Source organism: Nonomuraea sp. NPDC049637 (genome assembly GCF_040675235.1).
GTDB lineage: Bacteria > Actinomycetota > Actinomycetes > Streptosporangiales > Streptosporangiaceae > Nonomuraea.
In genome coordinates this window covers 78,997-101,153 of sequence record NZ_JBFAOM010000029.1, presented here as the reverse complement: position 1 = coordinate 101,153, position 22,157 = coordinate 78,997, and the positions used below count along the sequence as shown (strand labels likewise).

The following is a 22,157-nucleotide window of genomic DNA, read 5'->3' as shown; positions in this document are numbered from 1 at the left end:
GGTGAGCCTGGGGATGCTGCTGGAGACCTTGGGCCCCGAGGTGGTGCGGCCTGTCGCGCTGCCCGCGGGCGCCGACGTGCCTGTCAGCGTCCCGGTGATCTATGACCCCTCCGAGCCGCTGATCGAGGGCGCGATGCTCCTGGTGACCGGACATCCCGAGCCCGACCTGGTGGCGCGGGCGGTGAAGGCGGGAGTCGCGGCGGTCGTCACCAGACATCCGGTCGCCGGCGAGCCGGGCATCGCGCTGCTGTTGGCCGCGCCCACTGTCTCCTGGGGCCGGCTCTACATGCTGATCGACACCACGCTCGCCGTAGTGGGCCACGCGCCCCCGGGAGAGCCTGGCGACCTGTTCGCGCTGGCCAACCAGATCGCGGCCAGGATCGGCGGAGCGGTGACAATCGAGGACCTGTCCATGCGGGTGCTCGCCTACTCCACGATCGAGGACCAGCGGATCGACGACCTGCGGCGGGACGGCATCCTCGGCCTCCGTGTGCCCGCGCACCCCACCAACGCCGAGGAGTACGCGGCGGTCCTGCGCACCGACTCCGCGATCTGGAGCTACGTGCCCGCCGAATGCCTTCCCCGGCTGGCGATCGCCGTACGGGCCAGGGGGGATGCGATCGGGACCATCTGGGCGGTGGAGGGAGACCGGCCGCTCGCCCCGGACGCGGCGGAGATCCTGGCCGAGGCCGCCGTCGCGGCGGCTCCGCACCTGGCACGCTACAACCTGGCCGCCGACCAGGTACGGCGCCGCAGCGCCGAGCAACTAGGCGCGCTGCTGCGCGGGCAGGGGCCGCTGGAGGACCTCGCGGTCGCGCTGGGCCTGGAGCTGGACCAGCCGGTCACAGTCATCGTGATCAGCCGCCACGACGGGCCCGTGGACGCCATCCACGCCGGCGGCCTGCTGCGGACGGCCTTCTCCGCCTACCGGATCAGAGCGGTCGCCGGGGTCGTGGAGGGACGTGCGTACGCGGTCGTCGCCACCGGCTCCGGCGCTCCGCTGCTGCACCGGATCGTCGAGGACGTCGTCTCCCGGCTCGGTCCGGACGCGCGGGCGGGCATCGGCCGCACGGCGCGTTCGCTGGCCGGAGCGCCGGAGAGCGCGCGCCAGGCCGAGGCGGTCCTGAGCGTGCTCGACGGTCCGTTCGGCCGCGGCGCCGCCGGCAGGTACGAGGAGCTGGCCCCCGCGCTGCTGCTGGCTGAGCTGGGCACGGCCTTGCGGGGCAGTCCGGCGCTGACCGGGGAGCCGCTGTCGCTGGTGGCCGAACACGACGCCACGCACGGCACCGAATACCTGCTCAGCCTGCGGGCGTGGTTCGCCTCCTACTTCGACGTACCGCGGGCCGCCGAGATGTTGTCGCTGCACCCCAACACGCTGCGCTACCGGCTGCGGCGAATCAGCGAACTGATCGACCTCGACGACCCCGACACGCGGCTGGCCTTGGTCATCCAGCTCAGGATGCGCCGTAGTCCCGACCGAAACCCGACGCCGCGCCCCGACAGCGCGCATGGAGATGCGGAACGACATGGAATTGCGGATTGAATCCCTCGTGCGGCTGCCCGACCTGCGGGCGGCCGACGAACTGCTACGTGAGGTGTGGGGCACGCCCTGCGGCGCGCCGCCCATGGCCCTGGACATGATGCGTGCGCTGGCCTACACCGGCGGCTACGTGGCGGGCGCCTACGATGGGAACGCTCTGGTCGGCGTGGCTGTCGGATTCCGCGCCGCCGACGGCGGCCTGCACTCCCACATCACCGGGGTCGCCCCCGGCAGGCACGGCCAGGGCATCGGCATGGCGCTCAAACGACATCAGCAGGGCTGGGCGGCCTGCCACGAACTCGATGACATCACCTGGACGTTCGACCCGTTGATCCGGCGCAACGCCTACTTCAATCTGACCAAGCTGGGAGCCGTCGCCGAGGCATACCTGTCCGACTTCTACGGGGCGATGAGTGACAGCATCAACAAAGGCGACGCGTCCGACAGATTGTTCGTGCGATGGATCTCGGACCCGCCGCAGCCGCCGCAGGAGGTGCGCCGAGTCGACCTGCTCACGGAGGACCTGATCTCGTCGTCGCCCACCGGTGAGCCGGCACGCTGTGCCACGCCCGCCGACATCGAGGGACTGCGCAAGACCGACCCGGGCCTCGCCCGCGCGTGGCGGGCGGCGCTGCGGGACTCCCTCGGTACGGCTCTCGCGGCCGGCTACCGGGTGACGGGGTTCACCCGTGACGGCTGGTACCTCCTCGACCCCCTGGAGATCTCGTGAAGCTGAGCGCCGCCGAGCTGCGTTTCGTGTCCCTGCCCCTGGTGACCCCGTTCCGGACCTCCCTGGGCACCCAAGCGGTGCGCAACGCGCTCATCCTGCGGCTGGAGACCAGCCTCGGGGAGGGCTGGGCGGAGTGCGTGGCCGACGACGAACCCAGCTACAGCCCCGAATACCTCGCGGGGGCCGCCGACGTGATCAGACGGCTCTTCCTGCCCAAGTTGTTCGCAATGGGGGAACTCGATCCGGCCGGGGTCGCGGTGGCGCTCGACGGGTTCAGGGGGCATCCGATGGCCAAGTCGGCCGTGGAGACGGCCGTGCTGGACGCGTCGTTGCGGGCCACGGGGATGTGTCTGAGCGCCTACCTCGGCGGCGTGCGGCGCCGGGTGCCCGTGGGCGTGTCCGTGGGGATCACCGACACGATCGACGATCTGCTGGGCCTGGTGGACAGGTACCTCACCGCCGGATACCTGCGGATCAAGCTGAAGATCGAGCCGGGTTGGGACATCGAGCCGGTCCGGGCTGTCCGGGAGACGTTCGGGTCGTCCGTGCCATTGACCGTGGATGCGAACACTGCCTATCGCCCGGGGGACATCCGGCATCTGCGTGGGCTGGACGAGTTCGGGCTGCTGCTGGTCGAGCAGCCCTTCCCGCCCGAGGACCTGCACTCGCACGCGCGGCTGGCCGCGGCGATGGAGACGCCGCTCTGCCTGGATGAGAGCATCACCTCCGCCCACGACGCCGCCACCGCGCTGCGGCAGGGGGCCTGCTCGGTCATCAACATCAAGCCCGGCAGGGTCGGCGGCTACCTGGAAGCCCGGCGCGTCCACGATGTCGCGCAGGCCCACGGTGTGCCCGTCTGGTGCGGCGGCATGCTCGAGACCGGCCTCGGCCGGGCCGCCAACCTCGCCCTCGCCTCCTTGCCTGGATTCCAGCTGCCCGGCGACATCAGCGCCACCGCGCGCTACTACACCGAAGACATCACGGAGCCCTTCTCGCTCGCCGACGGCCACCTCGAAGTGCCGACAGCTCCCGGCATCGGCATCACGCCGGACCCCGCCTCCCTGGCGCGGCTGACCACCTCCACCGAGTGGATCACACCCTGAGTCACGTCGCGGGCCCCTTGATCTGGACGCGGCATCCACCCGTGTCGTCGTCAAGGGGCCGCCCGTCTGTGGCCCCCTCCTCGCCATGCCCGGTAGCCAGGCGACGGGAAGTGGGCCGGATGGGGCGCCGTGGATCCTACGCAGGCGCGGACCACCCCGCTCCCAAGCTGCACCATGGCCGCCGCCGTCAACTGCGGAGGCGGCCACCGCCCAAGGCGATCACGCTAGCCCGCACCCCGACGATAGTGCAGGCCGTATGGTCATGCGGCGCAGAGCCGTTCGAGGACGCCGGTGGGTGCCGACGATCCGGCCACCATGTCGTCGTCGGTGGTGAACTCGCGCTCGTTGTGTGAAATCCCGTCCCTGCTGGGGACGAACAGCATCTCCGTCGGTGTGACGTCCTTGACGTCCGTCGAGTCGTGGCCGGCGACGGTCCGGACCCGGCGGCTCTTCAGTCCGAAGCCCGCGCACACGTCGTCGGCGAGTTCGACGCCGTGGGCCGGATAATCGTTGCGGTCCCAGTGGCGTCGCCTCCCACCCGACCGCGAGTTGGGTGCTTCAGATGTTCAAGAACCTCGTGATGGATCTGGAGGCAGCGGACTGCCGAGCGCGCTGTCTGATCCGAGACCGGGATGGGAAGTTCCCAAACTGGCGCACGTTCGGCTGCACACCGCCGTGTCGAAGCTCGACGTACGGCCGAACTACCCCGTGGTCGTGGCCCGACAGGTCGCCTGCAATCTCGACCTACGCAGCCCTGACCCCGAAGCGCTCCAAACAGCTCCTGCGCGAGGCCGCCGCCCACATCGAGCACCGTCACGGGGTGTCCATCACATTCGACTGTACGCACCGAACCGAACTCATGGACGAGATCGTGGCCGAGGCCGGCATCCATACGGCTCGCCTGCGTCCGCAGGCTACGCGTGTATGCGGTGATGGAGCGGGGGTGAGGTCCTGCCGTCGTGAACCTCTGGATCGATGCCTGCTGTCGGAGCAAGGTTCTGCCCAGCGAGCATGTCAGCAGTCGGGCGATATGCCGTAGATGGCTCTAACCCAGATGTCGCCTAGAGTCTTCTTCGCCGTCTCGGGCGGCACTGCGGCAGGCCCGCGCCCGAAGCACTCCGACAAGTAGCGTTCTGTCATCCAGACGAGCGCACGCGCGGTTTCCGTCCCATTGGCCACGGTGCTCGCTCGGCTCGCGATATCGGCTTTGATGCGCTCGCCGATAATCGCGACAAACCGGTTCGCAAGCGCGTGGTACATGGCGTCGACCTCGGGATCCTGGGCGGCGGCAGCCGCTAGCGCGCGCATGAGAGAGCCGTTCCGCACCCAGATGTCGACTAGGCCGCCGAGGTCCTCACGCAGTCGCAGGATCACTTGGCCGGCGCTTTCCTGTGTCCAATCCTGCCCGAGGGCGGTCATCTCGCCGCCGAGTTCCTCCAGCAGTGCGAGCAGAAGCTGCTGCCTGTCGTCGAAATGGCGGTAGAAGATGGTCCGGGATCGGCCCGCCGCCGCCATCACCATATCGATCGACAGATCCGCGAACGGGACCTCGGCGAGTAGCGACCTCGCAGAGTTAAGGATGTCCGCCCGGACGTCCCGCCGGCGGGCCCGTGCCCGTGCCTGGACGGCTGGTCTGGAAGCCACGGCGATCAGTCTATTCGGCATTGGCAGGCCCCGGTCCGTGGTGGTCGGAGGAACGCTGATCGAGCTCAGGGATCTGGTTGCCGCAGCGGGCGGGCAGGCGCGGGTACCGTCCGGACCTCATCTCCCGCATCGCCGCCTGGACGTCACGAGGCCGGTTGACACCGAGGACCGCCCGAACCAGGCCCCCGGTGTGCCAGGTGACCAGCAGGCGGCCGTCATCGGTGTCCTCCACCACGGTCTCCAGCTCACCGTCGGGCAGCCCGGCGACCTGCAGCGTCACGCCATGCTGATCCGACCAGAACCACGGCACCGAGGCCGGCGCGGGTGGATGGCCCAGCAGCGCGCCGGCCACCGCTACGCCGTGCTGTTCGGCGGTGCGCTCGTGCTCCAGCCGGATCCGCTGACCGCCAGGCCCGGCGGAGGCGAGCGCAACATCACCTATCGCGTACACGCCCGGACGAGCGGTGCGGAAGGCGCCGTCCACCTCAATGCCTGCAGGCCCGCCCACCCCAAGCTGTGCGGCAAGTCGGGTCCGCGGCACGGCGCCGAGGCCGATGAGCACTGTGTCGGCTCGCAGTTCGGTGCCGTCGGCGAGCGTTACCGCTTCGACACGGTTCCGTCCGCGCAGTCCGGTGACGGTCCGGCCGGTGAGCACCTGCACGCCGTGGGCGGCATGCAGCCGCCCGATCCAGTCGCCGGCCGCCGGCCCGATGGCGCGGCCGAGCAGAGCCGGTCCGGCTTCCACGATGGTGACTTCGATGCCGAGCCGACTGGCGACCGAGGCCACCTCGGTGCCGACAAAGCCTCCGCCGATCACGACGAGCTCGGCAGCGCGCGTCAGCTCGGCCTTGAGGGCTTCGGCATCGACGAGTGTGCGAAGGACGTGCACCCCGTCGAGCTCCATTCCGGTCCAGTGGGGCCGGTACGGGGAGGAGCCGGTAGCGATCACGACCGCGTCAGGGGCGAAGGTTCCGGCCGCGCTGGTGATGTGCAGCGTCGCAGGCTCGATGGCCCTTACACGCGCTTCGGGATGAAGGCGGATGTCTTGATCGCGGTAGTGTTCGGCGGGCCGGAGCGGCTCTGGGCCGGACGTGCCGGCAAGTACAGCCTTGGACAGTGGCGGCAGCCGATAGGGCAGCCTTTTCTCTGCGGAAAGCAGGTTGATCGTCCCCTCGAAGCCGCCGTCTCGCAGGGCCATCGCCGCTGCGACACCTGCCGTCCCGGCACCGATGATTGCTACCTCGCGAATGCTCATGGTCGCGGGACGCTAGTCAGGCGGATCCGGCCAGGACAGGGCCTGGTTCAACTGCGCGGAACCGCTGTGACGCGTCGAGATCGGTTCTCACAAGTTCTTCAGGCGTGGTCTCCATGCGCGCGCCTCGGCCCCCTTGACCTCGGTGCATAAGAATGTGACAGTCCGTGTGACACCATGTCGCAAATTACATCGGGCAGGGATCATGACGAACGCTGGCACTGCGGCCGGGGAATCAGGGAGTTCGGTGGGCAAGGCATTGTCCCTGCTGCGCGCCTTTGCGCCCACTGGGGGGCCGATCGGCGTCGTCGAACTGGCGAGGCGGTGTGGCATGCCGAAGTCAACGGCACATCGCCTTCTGGCGGTGCTGGCCGAGCAGGGGGTTGTGGAACGGTGGGACGGGCGCTGGCGGCTCGGCATCACCATGTTCGAACTCGGCTCGCTCGCGGGCGTCGGACCCAACTCCAGGGTCCAGCAGATCGCCCTTCCGTATCTGCATGAACTGGCCGCAGCGACGGGTCACACGGTCCATTTGGGTGTTCTCGACCAGGGCGAAGTGCTGTATCTCAGCAAGATCTTCGGACATCGGCGGATGCCTACGCCCACCAGGGTAGGCGGGCGCATGCCCGCCTACGCCACAGGACTCGGCAAGGTGCTGCTTGCCTACGCGGATCCTGGGGAGGTTGGATCGATTCTCGCTGGTCGGCTGCGCCCGCTGACCCCATCAACCGTTGCCAGTGAGAAGGCGCTGCAGGCCGCCCTGGCCCAGGCACGCGATTCGAGGATCGCGTGGGACCAGCAGGAGTGCATCCCCGGGCTGGTCTGTGCCGCCGCCCCGGTAACCGACAGGGCGGGTCGAGCGGTGGCTGCGATCTCGGTCTCTGGGCCGCCTGGCATGGCTTGGCGCACCCACCTGGCCAGCCGGGTGTGCGCTGCGGCAACGGCGATCAGCGACCGTCTCGGTCCGGCTGAGCCGTCCGTTCAGACAGGCAGTGCCGGCGGTCCGGCTTCTCCCAGTCGCACTGAACGGCTGCGGGCGTCCACGGCGAATGGTTCCGCCTCTCGGAACTACCCCATTTCGGACGGCCCGGATCAGCTCGTCTAATACCGGAACCTCAGCAGTACGGATGACGGCGACCAGCGGTCGCCGGTCTGGGACGGAGAAGGCACATGATCGATCTCGATGAGCATGTTGACCTTGAACGCGGCGTGATGAGCCGCAAGGTCTTCGTGGATGACGACATCTACCGCCTGGAACTCGAGCGCATCTTCAGCCGTTCCTGGCTGTTCCTCGCGCACGAGAGCCAACTGCCGAAGCCGGGCAGCTTTGTGTCGACGTACATGGGTGAGGACCCGGTCATCGTTGTACGCCGCTCCGACGGCAGCATCGGCGCCGTCCTCAACTCCTGTCGCCACCGCGGTATGAAGGTGTGCCGGGCGGATGTTGGCACCACCAGGGCATTCCGTTGCAGTTACCACGGCTGGACCTACGGGCTCGATGGCGACCTCGTCTCGGTGCCGAACATGGCCGAGGGCTACCGCAACGAGCTCGACATGTCCCGCTGGGGCCTGCTGCGGGTACCGCGGGTGGAGTCGTACAAGGGCCTCATCTTCGGCACCTGGGACGCCGAAGCCCAGCCGGTGGAGGAGGCACTCGGCGATATCACCTTCCTGCTGGACACCTTCCTGGACCGCCGCCCGGGCGGCACGGAGCTGATCGGCGGGGTGCAGAAGTGGGTGATGGGCGGCAACTGGAAGCTCGCCGCAGAGCAGTTCGCCAGCGACATGTACCACTCCTTCATGTTGCACGCCTCGGCCTGGCAGTCGCTGGCCCCGGAGGGGGCCGACCTGTCTGAGATGGTGTTGCCCAGCGTCGGCAGCCAGATGACGAGCCAGGGCTCGGGCGGTGGCTGGTTCCATGACCCGACCGGTGCCGGCTCCACCGTCCTGGGCCCCGTGCTGGCTGCCGACTACGCGGACCCGGCTGTCTGGGAGCGGCTCGGGGAGGTCAAGGCGGGCGGCCCCATCGGCTGTCACGCCACCGTCTTCCCGAACTTCTCCTTCCTCGGCGCGTTCCGAGTGCTGAGGGTCTGGCACCCCCGAGGGCCGCACGAGATGGAGGTGTGGTCCTGGACACTCGTCGACAAGGATCAGTCGCCGGAGATCAAGGACGCCTGGCGGCGGTTCGCCTCTATGACCTTCGGCCCGACCGGGACCTTCGAGCAGGACGACGGCGAGATCTGGACCGACCTGCAGCGAGTGTCGCGCGGGCACATCGCCCAAACCGTCGATCTGAACTACCAGATGGGCATCGGGCACGAGGTGTCCGATCACCCCGACTACCCGGGCCGGATCAACCACGTCTACTCGGACAACGCCGCACGCGGGTTCTACGAGCGCTGGCTGGAACTCATGAAGACACCCCTTCGGCCCGGCCAGCGGGGCAACGCCACGGCACGCGCCGGACAGGAGATCACCCGATGAACACGATCCCCCACGCCGCCTTGGATCCGGTCCTCCAGCTCGAGGTCGAGCAATTTCTCTACGCCGAGGCCGAACTGCTCGACGCCCGGGGGTTCCGGGAGTGGCTGGAACTCTTCACCGAGGACGTCCGCTACTGGGTGCCCACCCGGACGAACCGCAGCATCCGGGAGTACAAGCTGGAGGTCGCCGGGCCGGACGAGATGGCGCACTACGACGAAGACCTGAGCAGTCTCACCATCCGTGTTCGCCGTATCGAGAGCAACCAGGCATGGTCGGAGGATCCGCCATCGCGCACGCGGCGGTTCGTCACCAACGTCCGGATCAAGCCTGACGGGTCGGAGCTCGTCGTTCGATCCAGCCTCCTCGTCTATCAGCACCGCTTGGAGCGCGAGGTCAACGTGTTCGCGGCCGATCGTCAGGACGTGCTCCGTCGCACTCACGACGGGCTGCGGATCGCCTCGCGCAAGGTCCTGCTGGATCAGACCGTCGTGCTGGCCAACAACATCAGTGTGTTCTTCTGATGGGGGCTACTGACATGACTCCGCCCCAAGCCGCTGCCGCTGACGGCGCAGCCGCACTGATCACGACCAGCGTCGGACCGATGAACGTGCATGACATCGGAGATGGCCCGCCGGTTGTGCTGCTGCACGGCGGCGGACCCGGGGCCTCCGGCTGGAGCAATTTCCGCGCCAATGTGCCGGTGCTCGCACAGCGGTTCCGGGTGCTGGTCATAGACCAGCCCGGATTCGGGCGGTCGCACAAGCCGGCACACTCGACACCCGCCGAGCTCAATCCGTACAACGCTCGTGCCGTGCTGTCGGTGCTCGACGAGCTCGGGATCGGCCAGGCGGACTTCGTCGGGAACAGCATGGGCGGTGCGACCGCGATGACGATCGCCCTGCAAGCGCCGCGACGCGCGAGACGGTTGGTGCTGATGGGAACCGGCGGTGGGGTGCCGCTCTTCGCGCCCGAGCCCTCCGAGGGCTACCGAGTGATGGGACGGTTCTACGCCGACGAGGGCCCGACCAGGGAAAAGATGCGGGAACTGGTCGAGGTGATGACCTACGCCGGCGCGGGCGAGAACGACGAGCTCATCGATGAGCGGCTGCGGGCGGCCACCGATCCGGAGACGATGCGGTTCTACGACGTCATGAACCAGATCTTCCGCTCCGGCAAACGAGGTGACCTGTGGCGGCAGGTCGACCAGGTGCAGCATGAAGTCCTGCTGGTCTGGGGTCGCGACGACCGCACTGTGCCCATGGACGCGGCGATGTTCCTGCTGCGGCAGCTACCGCAGGCGGAGTTGCACGTCTTCTCTCAATGTGCGCACTGGGTTCAGTCCGAGCGGGCCACGGCGTTCAACAGCCTGGTCACCGAGTTCCTCACTCGACCATGACCCATGCAGTGGGCTGGCTCGATGGACAGGTGACCCTGATCACCGGCGGCGGTGCAGGGCTCGGTCGGGCCATTGCGGAGCGCTTCATCACGGAGGGGGCGCATGTCGCCGCGTTCGACCGCTCCGCCACACGGCTGAAAAGGCTCACAACAGAGGTGCCAGAAATACTCGGCATCGTCGGGGACGTCCGCTCGCTGAGGGACAACGAGCGTGCGATCCAGCAGGTGCGACAGCGGTTCGGCCGACTGGACGTGGTGGTCGCGAACGCGGGTATCTGGGACTTTCAGGCCAGCTTGGACAGTCTCCCCGCCGAATCTGTCGACGATGCCTTCGACGAGGTGTTCCATACCAACGTCAAGGGATATCTGCTAGCGGCCAAGGCTGCGGCTCCGGCGCTCCGCCGCAGCCGGGGCTCCTTGATCTTGACCCTGTCCAACGCCTCGTTCCACCCTGACGGCGGCGGCCCGCTGTACACCGCGTCCAAGCATGCGGCACACGGCCTGTTGCGCCAGCTCGCCTACGAGCTGGCGCCGGACATCCGAGTCAACGCCGTCGCACCAGGGGGTATGGCCACCGAGCTGTCAGGCCCGACAGCGCTCGGGCTGGACTCGGCGTCCATCTCCACGCGGGCCGGTGACTGGCAGGACGTGATGGCACGGGCCCTGCCACTGAGCGTGGTCCCGACCGTGGACGACATGACGTCCGCCTATGTGCTGCTCGCCTCCCGTTCAGGCGCGAAGGCGATGACCGGAGCCGTGATCGAAGCCGATGGCGGGATTGGCGTACGCGGCGTCTTCCACCGAGCGGGCAGCGGCAACAGGCCCGCCGCCAGTGATCTGTAACGAAATGATCGGAGAACAATCATGAGCAGTGTCCGCGCGCTCGCGCAGTTGGGCGTGGAAAGCCGGAACCTGGCTGCCTGGCGCACGTTCGGCACCACAGTCCTCGGCATGCAGGAGACCCCGGCGCCGTCGGGAGAGCTGCGGCTGAGGATGGACAGGATGACCTACCGGCTGGCCGTCACGGCTGGCGACCAGGACAGGCTCGACTACTTGGCTTGGGAAGTCGGTGAGGAGGCGGAGCTGGCCGAGATCGTGGCGCGACTCGAGAAGGCCGGCTACGCGGTGCAGGAGGCGAGCCGTGAGGAGGCTGAGCGTCGCGACGTACAGCAGCTGCTGTACACCGTCGACCCAGCCGGCTACCAGGTTCACCTGATCCGGGGCGCCCTCGCCACGACGGAGCCCTTCGCCTCGCCCACGGGCAGCACGTTCCTCGCCGATGGCCTGGGCGTTGGGCACGCCGTCCTCGCCGTTCGCGATTACGAGGCAGCCCTCCACTTCTACCGTGACCTCCTGGGCATGCGGCTCACTGACCAGCTCGACCTGCACGGCACCAGCGTGACCTTCCTGCACTGCAACGCGCGCCATCACAGCCTGGCGCTGGTCGACGCCGATGCGGACGAGGGCATGCACCACTTCATGGTCGAGCTGGGTACGCTGGACGACGTCGGGCACTCCTACGACCGATGCCTGGCCGGAGCCGCACCCGTGGCCGCATCGCTCGGCCGACACAGCAACGACGGCGTGGTCTCCTTCTACGCCGCCACCCCGTCCGGGTTCACGGTGGAGATCGGCTGGGGTGGTCTGCTGGTGGATGACCAGATCTGGCGGCCCGCGAGACTGACTGGCCCGAGCTCCTGGGGGCACCACGCCGCCGGTGCCACACAGTGAGCGGATCAGGAACCGGCGGCCACACTCGCAGTGAGCACCGCGTCTGCGCTGTGGATGACCTGCCCCCTGGGGAGGTCGCTGTGCTGGCGGGCGGAGATCCGGTCGCGGTGTTCAACGTGAACGGGAAACTGCTGGCCATCGCTGACACCTGTAGCCACGAAACCGCCTCCTTGGCAGAGGGCTGGGTCGAGGGGGAGACGGTCGAATGCCCGCACCATCTCGCGCGCTTCTGCCTACGCACCGGCCGGGCGCTCTGCCTTCCCGCGACACGGCCGGTGACGACCTACCAAGTGATCGTCCGCGACGGTTTCGTGTATGTCCTCCGGTGAACCTGGGCGTGGCCGCGGCTCTTCGGGGCCACGCCCAGGGCTGTTGGTGGCGGGACTTTGCGTCGTGATCGCATCGATGGCCACCGGACTGGTCTCGCCCGCGTTGCCGGACATTGCGGCCTCCCTGCACGTGTCGGCTGCCGCCGCCGGCCTGTTGGTATCCGCCACCTCCGCCCCTGCCCTGCTGGCCACCCCAGTGGCAGGGGTCATGATCGGTCGCTGGGGCCGCCGCGCCGTGCTTGTCCCGGCGCTCTTGGTGTTCGCTGGAGGCGGCCTGGCCGCCATGCTCTGCCCCGGCTACCCAGCGTTGCTGGCCGCGAGGCTGGTCCAGGGCACCGCCACCGGCGTGCTGCTCACGCTTTCACTGGTGCTCGTCGCCGACTGGGCGGCGGAGACCTCGCTGCCCAAGGCGCTGGGGCGCAATGGTGCGGTCAACATGGCAAGCCTCGCGTTGCTGCCCCTGGCCGGCAGCGTCCTCACGGCAGTCGCGGGCTGGCGGGCGGCATTTGCTCCGTGCCTGCTCGCGATCCCACTGGCGTGCGTGGTCGCCCTGTGGCTGCCCGATGTGCGATCGGCAACCCGCGGTGGCGCCACCCCTGTGCTGCCGTTGCCGAGGCCGCTCAGGTCGCACATCCTGCGCTCTGGAATGGCGATGGCGGCCGCCCTGGCCTGCCTGTTCGGTGTCAGTTTCACCGTGCTGCCGCTCCGCCTACAGGATCACCTTCCGTCCGCCGAGGGGCTTCGGGGGGTGCTGATCGGGCTGCCGCTCGCCGCGGCCTTCGTCGGCGCCCTGACGGCTGGCCGACTGCTACGGCGCTGGCGGCCATGGACCCTGACGGCCATCGGATTCGCGCTGTTCGCAGCAGGCTTCACCGTCACGGCGACCACCGCTTCGGTGTGGCTCGTGGCCGTCGCCGCCTTGGTATACGGCAGCGGGTTCACGCTGATCTCGGTATCCATGCAGACATTGGCTGCGCGACTGGCGACCGAGCCATGCCGGACGAGCCTGCTCGCCAACTGGGGGACGGTCGGCAGAGCCGGCCAGGCCGTGGGTCCGGCCGTTGCAGGGCTGATGGTCACGCAGACCGGCACGGGTGGCACCTTCCTGCTGGGCGCGTTGCTGGCGGCCGCGTCGGCCGTTGGCTGCACGATGCTGGCTCGTGTCGACGGCGGTTCAAGAATGGCGTAGGCACAGAGTCCCTGAGGGCGGCTGTCAATGCCTGCTGACGATGCTGGTCCCCTCCGGCCCTGGGCTTCTGGATCTCGCGGGGGCACCGCGCCAGCAGGTGCCAGGCTCGGACACCGCCACGCTCCGGATGCTGCTCACGCACACCGAGGGGCTACCCCGACCTGTACCAGGACCCCGAGACCGCCCCCTGTTGCCGGGAGGCGCGCACGATGACCAGGACCCGCCGTAAACCTTCGCCATGCTGGCGCCGGGCGTTCGCGAACCGGTTGCCCGGCAACAGTTCGACTACTCCATCACCGGATCTATCATCCTGACCCGCGTGCTGAGCAGAACGGCCGGCGGAGATGAGACCCTCGAACGCGACTTCCGGCTCCTCCTCAAGCGAGCGGGCTCGAAGCCAGGGGGCATGCTGACCGCCGAGCGATCCAAAGACGCCTTCCACCGCTTCGCCCACGGCTACAACGTCGAGAACGGCGGCAAGTGACTGACTTCTTCACCGCCTACGGCGCCACGGGCATCCCCACTGACCACCTGTATGGCCTGCCGTCCGGGGACGGGATGTTCGCCGGCACCGCGCTCGGCGGCGCCCGGTTCCTCAACGCGTTGTACATGAGGAAGGAACTCCTGCGGCCCGGCACAGTCAAGCAGATGATCATGCCGTCGCCGCAGGCGGTCGCGCTGGGCGACACCTACGGGATGGCCACATACCGTGCCACGGTCGGCGGGCGCGTCTGGCAGGGCCACGAGGGCGGCTACTGCGGCTTCACGGGCGTACGCCTCCACCACCCCCTGACGCCGTTGGTACAAGCGTCCGAGAGTTCTTCGTGAGGTGGCGAGAAACCGAGGTCGCGGGCCGAAGCGTACGGTTCGGGCATGGTCGCCGTAGGCGAACGCCGGTGTCCTCCTCCATGGCCTCCGCAACGGGCCTTGAGCGGTCCTCGTCGTCGAATGACGGGCGCCGCGCATTCGCGGTGATCGGCCGCTATGTCCGGGCACGGGACGGGGCGCCGGCAGCGGACATGGCCGCCTGTGTCACTTAGGGGCGGCCATGTCGCCGTTCAGTCCACCAGGAGGGACCCGTGCACGGAAGCGGCGGGGGCGGGTACCTGCTGGGTGATGCAGTGGATCCCGCCGCCTCCGAAGGCGATGGTGCTCGCTCTCACCCCGACGACCGCGCGGCCCGGGAAGGCCGTCGCGACGGCCTCCAGTGCCCGCGCGTCGTCGGCGGTGTCGGCCGTGGGCACGACGACGCCGCCATCGGCCACGTAGAAGTTCACGTAGCCCACCCTGGCCAGCCGTCCCGCGACGGTGACGACCTGCTGGGGCGGCACCTCCACGATCTCCAGCCGGCGTCCGCGCGCGTCCGTGACGGCCTCCAGGACGGCCCGGTTGGCGCGCAGTCGCGCGTAGTCGGGACTGGCGGGATCGACGCAGGACTCTACGACGACCCGGCCCGGCCTGGCGAACACGCAGACCCCGTCCACGTGCCCGTCGGTCACTCCGGCGGCGTGACCGTAGGGCAACCAGATGACTTTCTCGACGCCGAGCAGGGCGGAGAGCTCGGCTTCGATGTCGTGACGGCCCAGGTGCGGATTCCGGTTGGCGTTCAGCAGGCACTGTTCCGTGGTGATCAGCGTGCCTTCGCCGTCGACGGTGATCGCGCCGCCCTCCAGCACCATCGATGAGGCACGTCGCGGGACGCCGAGCAGGTTGAGCAGCCTCCTACTGACCTTGTTGTCGGAGTCGTAGGGGAAGTACCGCTCGCCCCAGGAGTTGAAGGCGAAGTCGACTCCGACGCGGTGGCCGTCGTCGGTCAACGTGAAGATCGGCCCTGAATCCCGCAACCACGAGTCGTCGATGGGCAAGCCGATCACCTCGACACCCGGGCCGCAGGCCGCCTGGGCGTTCTCGATCTGGTCCGGCCGGGCCGCCATAGTGACCGGCTCGAACGCTGCGATCGCCCGCGCCACCGCGGCGTACTCGGCCCTGGCCTCGGCCAGCATCCCATCCCACAACTCCTCGCGGGTCGGCCAGGCCATCAGGCACCCCTCGTGTGCCTCCCACTCGGCCGGCATGCGCAGCTCGCCCAAGGCTCCTCCTCCGATCCGTGTGGTCATGCGGCGCAGAGGCGTTGCAGGACGCCGGTGAGTACCGACAGCCCGGCCACCATGTCGTCGTCGGTGGTGAATTCGCCCTCGTTGTGTGAGATCCCGTCCTTGCTGGGGACGAACAGCATCACCGTCGGTGTGACGTCCTTGACGTTCGTCGAGTCGTGGCCGGCGACGGTCAGGACCCGGCGGCTCGTCAGCCCCAACTCCGCGCACACGTCCTCGGCGAGTTCGACGCCGTCGGCCGGATAGTCGTTGCGGTCCCAGTGGTGCGTACGGTCGAGTGTGATGGACACCCCGTGACGGTGCTCGATGTGGGCGGCGGCCTCGCGCAGGAGCCGCTCCGCTGTTTGGAGCGCTTCGGGGTCGGGGCTGCGCAGGTCGAGATTGCAGACGACCTGTCTGGCCACGACCACGGGGGAGTTCGGCCGTACGTCGAGCTTCGACACGGCGGTGTGCAGCCGAGCGTGCGCCAGTTCGTCGGCCAGTTCCCGGGCGCGCACGACGAGCAGGGAGGCGCCCAGCAGGGCGTCCCGGCGGTCGGCCATTGCGGTGGGCCCGGTGTGCGCCTGCTCGCCGTCCACGGTGACGAGGAATTTCCGCGCCCCCCAGGTGCCGGTCACCACTCCGATCCGGGCGGCGTCGTCCTCGAGCTCCTTGCCCTGCTCGATGTGGATCTCGGCGTACCCGGCGAGCGGCAGGTCGGCCGCTGGTCCGACGGCACCTATGAGCTCTAGCGCCGCGCGTACGCTGACGCCGCGGCCGTCCTCGATGGCGTAGGCGCTCTCCAGGGGGAGCTTGCCGGTGAACACCGAGCTGCCCATCATGCTCGGCGCGAACCGGCTCCCCTCTTCGTTGAACCAGTTCACCACCGCGAGGTTGTGCCGAGGAGTCATCCGCCCTTCACGTGCTCGCCGCGCTACGGCGTAGGCGGCGTGGGCGGAGGCGGCGACGCCGTACGCGCCGTCGAACCGGCCGGCCGTCGGCTGGCTGTCCAGATGCGAACCGGTGAGAATGTACGGCGCTCCGGGGACCAGGTCGAGGAGCCCGAACTGGTTCCCGATCGCGTCGACGCGTACGTCGAATCCGTGGGAGGTCAGCCAGCCGCCGAGCCAGGCCCGCTGCATGGCGTCCGGGAGGGTCGCCGCCTCCCGGTCGACGCCGCCGTTCGGCGTCGCGCCGATCGACGACAGGTACGCGAAATCCCGCAGGAATACCGAGTCGGCCAGGCCACGCTGCTCACCAGTCACGGCGGAGCTCCATCGTGCTGCAGTGCAGGCTGCCGCCGTTCTTGGTGATTTCGCTGTAGGCCACGGGGACGACCTCCACGCCGTGCTTGGCCAGCAGCTCGGCGGCGGCGGTGAGATGGTCGGCGACCATCACGCGCCGCGGGGCGACGGTGAGCGAGTTGACCGCCCACTCCTCGCTCAGGGGCACCTCGACGGTCTCGATGTCGAGCGTCCGCAGTGTCGTCAGGAACGCGTACGGGAGCAGCGAGCTGTTCACCAGGGCGAGGTCGTGGTCGATCATGACCATGGCGCCGTCGAGGTGGATGAGATACCCGGGGAGCGGCACTTCGATGACGTTCACCCCCGCCGGTGCCACGAGGCGGCGGATCTGGTCGAGGCCCTCCTTGTTGCAGCGGATGGAGGTTCCGTAGGCCGCGACGTCGCGGTTCAGCTTCACGAAGCTCCCGCCTTCTGCGATGCCCGTTCCGGTGACCGTGCCCAGCACGGGCATCCCCGCGGAGGCGACGGTCGCGGTGATGGACCGCTCCTCGCCGCGCCGCATGCGGGGCGCGAGCCGGGTGATGACCGCGCCACCGGGAACGGTGATCAGCGGGTCGCGGGTGTAGATCGACTTCGTGAAGCTCTCGGGGAGTTCGGGCGCGAAGACGACCTCGACTCCCTCGGCGCGCAACGCCGCCACGTAGCCCTCGTACTGCTGGTGCAGCAGGTCGAGGTCGGGGGCCTTCCGGTCGAGCCAGTACCAGTTCTTGTCCGGATCGACGAGGGCTCCCAGCTCGTCGTCCCAGGCGTCGGCGCTGATGCGAGCGAGGCCGGGGTTCGGGCGACGCATCAGAACGGTGCGCAGCGGGCTGACCTCGTCGGCCGCGCCCCACTTCGCTCCCCAGTTGCGGGTGAGTTCACCGGGGTCGTGGAACCCGGGTTCGGGCTCGGGACCGAGGCTGTCGTGGACTCGTGATCTGCCGAAACCGCTCATGTGCGGCGGGTCCTTTCCTGTCGTGTGCTGGGTCAGTCGACGGTGGCGTCGAGGTCGGGAGTCTCAGGCGGCGGGCCGCGACGGTGCCGCCGAGGGTGACGAGGGCGATGACCATGAGGAGGCCGGCGGTGGCCCAGAGCCGGGCGTCCCCGGCCGCGTCGATGATGACGGTGGCGATGAACGGCACGAACCCGGACACGGCGCCGGCCAGGTTGTAGGCCAGGCCTATCCCGCTCTGCCGCGTCGCGGTCGGGAAGAGCTCGTTGAGGATCTGGCCGCTGGCCGCGAACGAGATCGAGACCAACGTAGAGCCGGTCACCATCGCGACGGCGACCGCGAGAGCAGATCCTTGCCCCACGAGAACGAACATCGGATAGGCGAACAGGACGGTGGCGACGCCGCCGATCACCGAGATCCGGGTGCCGCCGACGCGGTTCGCGTACAGGCCCCAGAGGACGAAGAGCGGGATGTTGAGCACGGACGCGACGAGTCCGGCGTTCAACAGGAATGAGATGTCGATCCCGAGCTGGCGGGTGCCGTAGTTCAGCAGGAACGTGTCGGAGAAGTAGTAGCCCGCAATGCCGAGGAAGGCCACGCCGATGCCGGCGAGGAGGCGCGTCTTCTCCGCGCGGAACACCTGGACGAGCGGGATGCGACGCTCGGCGGCCCCTGCCTCGGCGGCCTCCGCGGCGAAGTGGCGGCTCTCGTCGATGGCCGTTCGGATCCACAGCGCGACGATCGTGAACGGCACGGCCAGCAGGAACGGGACCCGCCACCCCCACGCCTGGAAGGACTCGGGGGACTGGATGTTGGTGAGCAGCGTGAAGACGCCGACCCCGACGAGGATGCCCACCGGGTTCCCGAGCTGCGGGAGCATGGCGTAGAAGCCGCGGTTCCGCGTCTCCGCGTGCTCGGTGATCAGGGCGGAGGCGCCGCTCCATTCGCCGCCCATGGCGATCCCCTGCAGGAAGCGGAGCACGATCAGGAGCACGGGTGCGGCCAGCCCGATCGTCTCGTAGGTGGGCAGGACGCCCATGGCTCCGGTGACGGCGCCCATCATCACAATGGTGATCAGCAGGCTTCGTTTGCGGCCGTAGCGGTCGCCGACATGTCCGAAGATCGCGGCGCCGAGCGGTCGCGCGACGAAGCCGATCGCGAAGGTGGCGAACGACGCGAGGGTACCGGCCAGCGGATCGAGGTCGGTGAAGAACGCTGTGTTGAAGACGAGGGCGGCGGCGGTGCCGAACAGATAGTAGTCGTACCACTCCAGCGCGGTGCCGGTGAACGACGCGGCCGCGACTCGTTTCAGCGAGGGCGGCCTGGCCACGGTCGTGAGCATGAGAGTCCTCGAGGTCAGGGGGATTGCCGGTAAACCTAAGGCGACGGGGCGCGCGGCAGAAGGGGCGGTTGTCGCGGTTTCCAGGCGAAATACTGTGCTGCCGTCCAAAGAGTGCTCACGTGTGCGGCAGAGCCGGGGTGCGGCGGGGGGACGGTCTCAGTCCGCCGCTTCCAGGCAGAGGAGGGCGAGCTTGATCAACGCCGCGTCACGCGGGCTCGACGGGTCCAGACCGGTGAGGGCGCGGAAGCGGTTCAGCCGGTTAAAGATGGTGTTGCGATGGCAGTACAGGCGCGCGGCCGCCGCGGGGACGCCGCCGGTCTCCAGAACGGTGTGCACCGCCTCGACGATCCGTTCCCGATCCGCCGCCGTGAGGCCGCGCAGCGGACTAAGGAGGTCGCGCACGAGGTCGCGCCGGAACTCTCCGATCGAGGCCGCCGCGAGTTCCAGCCACGCGTCGCGGACGAGCCGGGGGCCGTTCAGTTCGCCGAGTGCTCGTCGGCACGCCTGCGCGAGCCGGATGTGGCGGGGAGCTGCGGCGAGACCCTCGAAGGGCGAGCTCACCACGCACGCCGCCCCGGCGAACCACCGCTGCTGAGGAGCGTCGCCGGCCCCGTTCGGCAACTGAAACAGCAGCGTGTCCGACTCCGCCTGCGTGTGTAGGTGGCATGGAGCGCCCCGGCCCAGGACGTCGGCGCGAACGCGGGCGAGAGCCGACTCCCCGCGACGGGCCACCGCGACGACGAACCTGCGCTCGGGCACGAAGCCGAGGACGTGCGCCGCGCGCTTCACGGTCTCGGCCCGCTGCCCGTCGGTCGCGAGCAGGCGGGCGAACCACTCCCGCCGCTCGTCCTCGATGGCCCGGGTGATCTCCGCCAGCCGCGCCTGGTACCCGATCAGGACCGCGTTGGCATGCTGCTCGACGGCCTCCCACACATCGGCGCCGCCGGCGATGAGGACCGCCATCTCCGACGGCTGGATCTCGTCGGACAGCGCCGACCAGACGAGCCTGAAGTCCAGGCGGACGGCCTGCATCAGCGACTCGAGCGGCACGCCGGCATCCATCCTGGCGCGCCCGATCTCGCCCGACGCGTCGCGCAGGCGCTGGTCGAGGGGGAGGTCCGCGATGTGGCGGATCAGCAGTTCGATGCTGGCTCCGGCGCCGCTCCTGAGCTCATCGTCGCCGACCTCGCCGTTCGCATACCCGGGTAGCGTGACCACCTGGGTCACGAATGCCTCGATGAGTTCGGGCAGGCGATCGAGGGTCGCGGCGGCTATGGCCCGGAGGTCGCGCCGACCTTCTCCGCCGGGTACGGGTGAGCCGGTCTCGTCCTGGTGCTCGTCTGCCATCGACGTCTCAGCCTGTGTGAAGGGTCTCGCCGACCTCGGCCGCGATCGCGTCGCGGAGCAGGTGGCGGGCCCGCTCCAAAGTGATCGAGCCGCTGAGCCAGCGCTCGCTGAGCCCTTCGACCAGGGCGGTGAGCCGCTCGGCGGTGTCGGCAGGGTGTGAGGCGGCCGGTGTCGCCGAGCAGGCCCGCGTGCGCTCCACCAGTTCGGCGATGTCGCGCACCCATTGCTCGGTGGACGTGCGTAGCTGGTCCTGCAGCTCCGGCTCGAAGACGGCGCTGGCCCGCAGCTCGCCCCAGGCGGTGCTGTTCTCCCGCACGTCGGGGTCGTCCTGCAGCTCCAGGAGCAGGGTGCGCTCCAGTGCCGCGCACGGGTCGGCGTCGGCCGAGACGCCTTCGCCGGTGTACCGGTCCGCGCGGTCGCTGATGAACTCCAGGGTCCGGCGCAGCAGATTGGCACGGTCCCCGAAGTGGTAATAGAGCAGCGCTGTAGAGACCCCCGCTTCTGCCGACAGCTCCTCGACGCGGAGCCCTCGCACGCCGCGCCTGGCGATCACCCGCGTCGCCGCCTCCAGGATCGACTTCTGACGATGACTCAGTTCGCTCACGTTACTGAAAATATCCTCAAAGGTCTTGACTGAAAATTAAGTCAGCCACACCATAGCAGCCACTGATGAGGGGCTGACTGAAATTTCAGCCAGTGAGGAGGCTGTCATGCGGATGCCGGCGGAGTGGGAGGCACACGAGGGGTGCCTCATGGCCTGGCCGACTCGCGAAGATCTCTGGGGCGCGGTGCTGGCCGAGGTCCGGGCGGAGTACGCGGCAGTGGCACAGGCGATCGCGGCGTTCGAGCCGGTCACGATGGTGGCCCGGCCCGACCAGGTCGAGGACGCCCGCGCGGCCTGCGGCGCGGCCGTCGAGGTGATCGGGCTGCCGATCGACGACTCGTGGCTGCGCGACTCGGGGCCGATCTTCACGCTGACCGGCGACGGCCGCCGGGCCGGGGTGGATTTCCGGTTCAACGCGTGGGGGGAGAAGCACGCGCCCTACGACTCCGACGACAAGGTCGGCGCGCGACTGCTCGACCTGCTCGGGGCCGAGACCGTCCGGTCGGAGATGGTGCTGGAGGGCGGCGCAGTCACCGTCGACGGCGAAGGCACCCTGATCACCACCGAACAGTGCCTGCTGAACCCCAACCGCAACCCCCGGCTGGGCCGGGACGAGATCGAGGCCGAGCTGAAGGCGAAGCTCGGGGTCGAAAAGATCATCTGGCTGCCCTATGGAGGGCTGGAGGACACCGAGACCGACGGTCACGTGGACGGCGTCTGCGCCTTCGCGGCACCCGGCACCGTGATCGTGTCGCTGCCCGAAGATCCGGCCCACCCCGACTATGCGCGCATGCGCGCCAACCGTGCGGTGCTCCAGGCGGTCACAGACGCCCGCGGCCGCCAGCTGAAGATCATCGAGGTGCCGCAAAGCGCCTTCGCGACGGTCGCCGGCGTGACCACCGAGGTCTGCTACCTGAACTTCTACGTCGCCAACGGCGGGGTCGTCGTGCCGGTCGCTGGCGTCCCGGCTGACGAGGGCGCCCTGGCGGTCATCGCGGATGCCTTTCCCGACCGCAAGGTCGTCGGGGTGCCCTCACGCGCCATCGCCTTCGGTGGCGGGGGAGTGCACTGCATCACCCAGCAGATCCCGGCGCCTCGCCCATGACGAGCCGGGCCGGCCGATGACGCGCGGGACCGTG

At 69.1% G+C, this 22,157-nt stretch carries 23 protein-coding genes; 14 read left to right on the top strand and 9 right to left on the bottom strand.

What is annotated here, in order from left to right:
* Position 1 precedes the first annotated feature (1 nt).
* From AB0J71_RS32940 to menC, 3 genes are read left to right on the top strand one after another with little or no spacing between them, the layout of a single operon-like run.
* Positions 2-1,543, top strand: coding sequence for a helix-turn-helix domain-containing protein (locus tag AB0J71_RS32940; RefSeq protein ID WP_364417750.1), 1,542 nt, complete (start codon positions 2-4; stop codon positions 1,541-1,543).
* The gene (locus AB0J71_RS32935; protein ID WP_364417748.1) at positions 1,527-2,270 is read left to right on the top strand and encodes a GNAT family N-acetyltransferase; all 744 of its coding nucleotides are present in this window, start codon (positions 1,527-1,529) and stop codon (positions 2,268-2,270) included. Before AB0J71_RS32940 ends, AB0J71_RS32935 begins: the two co-directional genes overlap by 17 nt.
* A complete protein-coding gene (gene menC, locus AB0J71_RS32930) occupies positions 2,267-3,373 on the top strand; it encodes an o-succinylbenzoate synthase (protein WP_364417745.1) in 1,107 nt (368 codons plus the stop codon). Before AB0J71_RS32935 ends, menC begins: the two co-directional genes overlap by 4 nt.
* A gap of 260 nt (positions 3,374-3,633) precedes the next feature.
* Here menC and AB0J71_RS32925 read toward each other — a convergent pair whose 3' ends face one another.
* The 3 genes from AB0J71_RS32925 to AB0J71_RS32915 form a co-directional block, all read right to left on the bottom strand.
* A complete protein-coding gene (locus AB0J71_RS32925) occupies positions 3,634-3,846 on the bottom strand; it encodes a hypothetical protein (protein WP_364417742.1) in 213 nt (70 codons plus the stop codon).
* Positions 3,847-4,387: 541 nt separating this feature from the next.
* On the bottom strand, positions 4,388-5,017 hold the full coding sequence (locus tag AB0J71_RS32920) for a TetR/AcrR family transcriptional regulator (RefSeq protein WP_364417740.1): 630 nt from the start codon (positions 5,015-5,017) through the stop codon (positions 4,388-4,390).
* A gap of 10 nt (positions 5,018-5,027) precedes the next feature.
* A complete protein-coding gene (locus tag AB0J71_RS32915; RefSeq protein ID WP_364417738.1) occupies positions 5,028-6,272 on the bottom strand; it encodes an FAD-dependent oxidoreductase in 1,245 nt (414 codons plus the stop codon).
* Between the two features lie 244 nt (positions 6,273-6,516).
* Here AB0J71_RS32915 and AB0J71_RS32910 point away from each other — a divergent pair, with 244 nt between their 5' ends.
* The 10 genes from AB0J71_RS32910 (at position 6,517) to AB0J71_RS32865 (ending at position 14,225) form a co-directional block, all read left to right on the top strand.
* Positions 6,517-7,374, top strand: coding sequence for an IclR family transcriptional regulator (locus AB0J71_RS32910; protein WP_364417736.1), 858 nt, complete (start codon positions 6,517-6,519; stop codon positions 7,372-7,374).
* A gap of 65 nt (positions 7,375-7,439) precedes the next feature.
* Complete coding sequence (locus AB0J71_RS32905) at positions 7,440-8,753, top strand: aromatic ring-hydroxylating dioxygenase subunit alpha (protein ID WP_364417733.1); 1,314 nt, start codon at positions 7,440-7,442, stop codon at positions 8,751-8,753.
* Positions 8,750-9,274 (top strand): aromatic-ring-hydroxylating dioxygenase subunit beta, encoded by a 525-nt coding sequence (locus AB0J71_RS32900; RefSeq protein WP_364417731.1) that lies wholly within the window; start codon positions 8,750-8,752, stop codon positions 9,272-9,274. The genes AB0J71_RS32905 and AB0J71_RS32900 overlap by 4 nt, the downstream gene beginning before the upstream one ends.
* A gap of 80 nt (positions 9,275-9,354) precedes the next feature.
* Positions 9,355-10,149, top strand: coding sequence for an alpha/beta hydrolase (locus tag AB0J71_RS32895; RefSeq protein WP_364417729.1), 795 nt, complete (start codon positions 9,355-9,357; stop codon positions 10,147-10,149).
* Entirely contained in the window at positions 10,074-10,991 is a 918-nt protein-coding gene (gene hcaB / locus AB0J71_RS32890; RefSeq protein ID WP_364417727.1) for a 3-(cis-5,6-dihydroxycyclohexa-1,3-dien-1-yl)propanoate dehydrogenase, read from the top strand. The genes AB0J71_RS32895 and hcaB overlap by 76 nt, the downstream gene beginning before the upstream one ends.
* A 21-nt stretch (positions 10,992-11,012) precedes the next feature.
* Complete coding sequence (locus AB0J71_RS32885; RefSeq protein WP_364417724.1) at positions 11,013-11,879, top strand: VOC family protein; 867 nt, start codon at positions 11,013-11,015, stop codon at positions 11,877-11,879.
* The gene (locus tag AB0J71_RS32880; protein ID WP_364417722.1) at positions 11,876-12,208 is read left to right on the top strand and encodes a bifunctional 3-phenylpropionate/cinnamic acid dioxygenase ferredoxin subunit; all 333 of its coding nucleotides are present in this window, start codon (positions 11,876-11,878) and stop codon (positions 12,206-12,208) included. The genes AB0J71_RS32885 and AB0J71_RS32880 overlap by 4 nt, the downstream gene beginning before the upstream one ends.
* A gap of 64 nt (positions 12,209-12,272) precedes the next feature.
* Positions 12,273-13,397 (top strand): MFS transporter, encoded by a 1,125-nt coding sequence (locus AB0J71_RS32875; protein WP_364417720.1) that lies wholly within the window; start codon positions 12,273-12,275, stop codon positions 13,395-13,397.
* A 238-nt stretch (positions 13,398-13,635) separates the two neighbouring features.
* Positions 13,636-13,881 (top strand): hypothetical protein, encoded by a 246-nt coding sequence (locus tag AB0J71_RS32870; RefSeq protein ID WP_364417718.1) that lies wholly within the window; start codon positions 13,636-13,638, stop codon positions 13,879-13,881.
* Positions 13,878-14,225: a hypothetical protein gene (locus tag AB0J71_RS32865; RefSeq protein WP_364417716.1), complete on the top strand. Its 348-nt coding sequence runs from the start codon at positions 13,878-13,880 to the stop codon at positions 14,223-14,225. Before AB0J71_RS32870 ends, AB0J71_RS32865 begins: the two co-directional genes overlap by 4 nt.
* Positions 14,226-14,455: 230 nt before the next feature.
* Here the strand turns inward: AB0J71_RS32865 and AB0J71_RS32860 are convergent, their stop codons facing one another.
* From AB0J71_RS32860 to AB0J71_RS32835, 6 genes are read right to left on the bottom strand one after another with little or no spacing between them, the layout of a single operon-like run.
* Positions 14,456-15,487: an agmatine deiminase family protein gene (locus AB0J71_RS32860; protein WP_364417714.1), complete on the bottom strand. Its 1,032-nt coding sequence runs from the start codon at positions 15,485-15,487 to the stop codon at positions 14,456-14,458.
* Positions 15,488-15,510: 23 nt separating this feature from the next.
* Positions 15,511-16,755, bottom strand: a complete 1,245-nt coding sequence (locus AB0J71_RS32855) for a M20 family metallo-hydrolase (protein WP_364417712.1) — start codon at positions 16,753-16,755, stop codon at positions 15,511-15,513.
* A complete protein-coding gene (locus tag AB0J71_RS32850) occupies positions 16,745-17,728 on the bottom strand; it encodes an arginine deiminase family protein (protein ID WP_364417710.1) in 984 nt (327 codons plus the stop codon). Before AB0J71_RS32850 ends, AB0J71_RS32855 begins: the two co-directional genes overlap by 11 nt.
* A complete protein-coding gene (locus AB0J71_RS32845) occupies positions 17,652-19,175 on the bottom strand; it encodes an MFS transporter (protein ID WP_364417708.1) in 1,524 nt (507 codons plus the stop codon). Before AB0J71_RS32845 ends, AB0J71_RS32850 begins: the two co-directional genes overlap by 77 nt.
* 48 nt (positions 19,176-19,223) lie before the next feature.
* On the bottom strand, positions 19,224-20,414 hold the full coding sequence (locus AB0J71_RS32840) for a helix-turn-helix domain-containing protein (RefSeq protein WP_364417706.1): 1,191 nt from the start codon (positions 20,412-20,414) through the stop codon (positions 19,224-19,226).
* A gap of 7 nt (positions 20,415-20,421) precedes the next feature.
* Positions 20,422-21,018: a TetR/AcrR family transcriptional regulator gene (locus AB0J71_RS32835; RefSeq protein WP_364417704.1), complete on the bottom strand. Its 597-nt coding sequence runs from the start codon at positions 21,016-21,018 to the stop codon at positions 20,422-20,424.
* A gap of 106 nt (positions 21,019-21,124) precedes the next feature.
* Here AB0J71_RS32835 and AB0J71_RS32830 point away from each other — a divergent pair, with 106 nt between their 5' ends.
* Positions 21,125-22,123 (top strand): agmatine deiminase family protein, encoded by a 999-nt coding sequence (locus AB0J71_RS32830; protein ID WP_364417702.1) that lies wholly within the window; start codon positions 21,125-21,127, stop codon positions 22,121-22,123.
* The last annotated feature ends 34 nt before the right edge of the window (positions 22,124-22,157 follow it).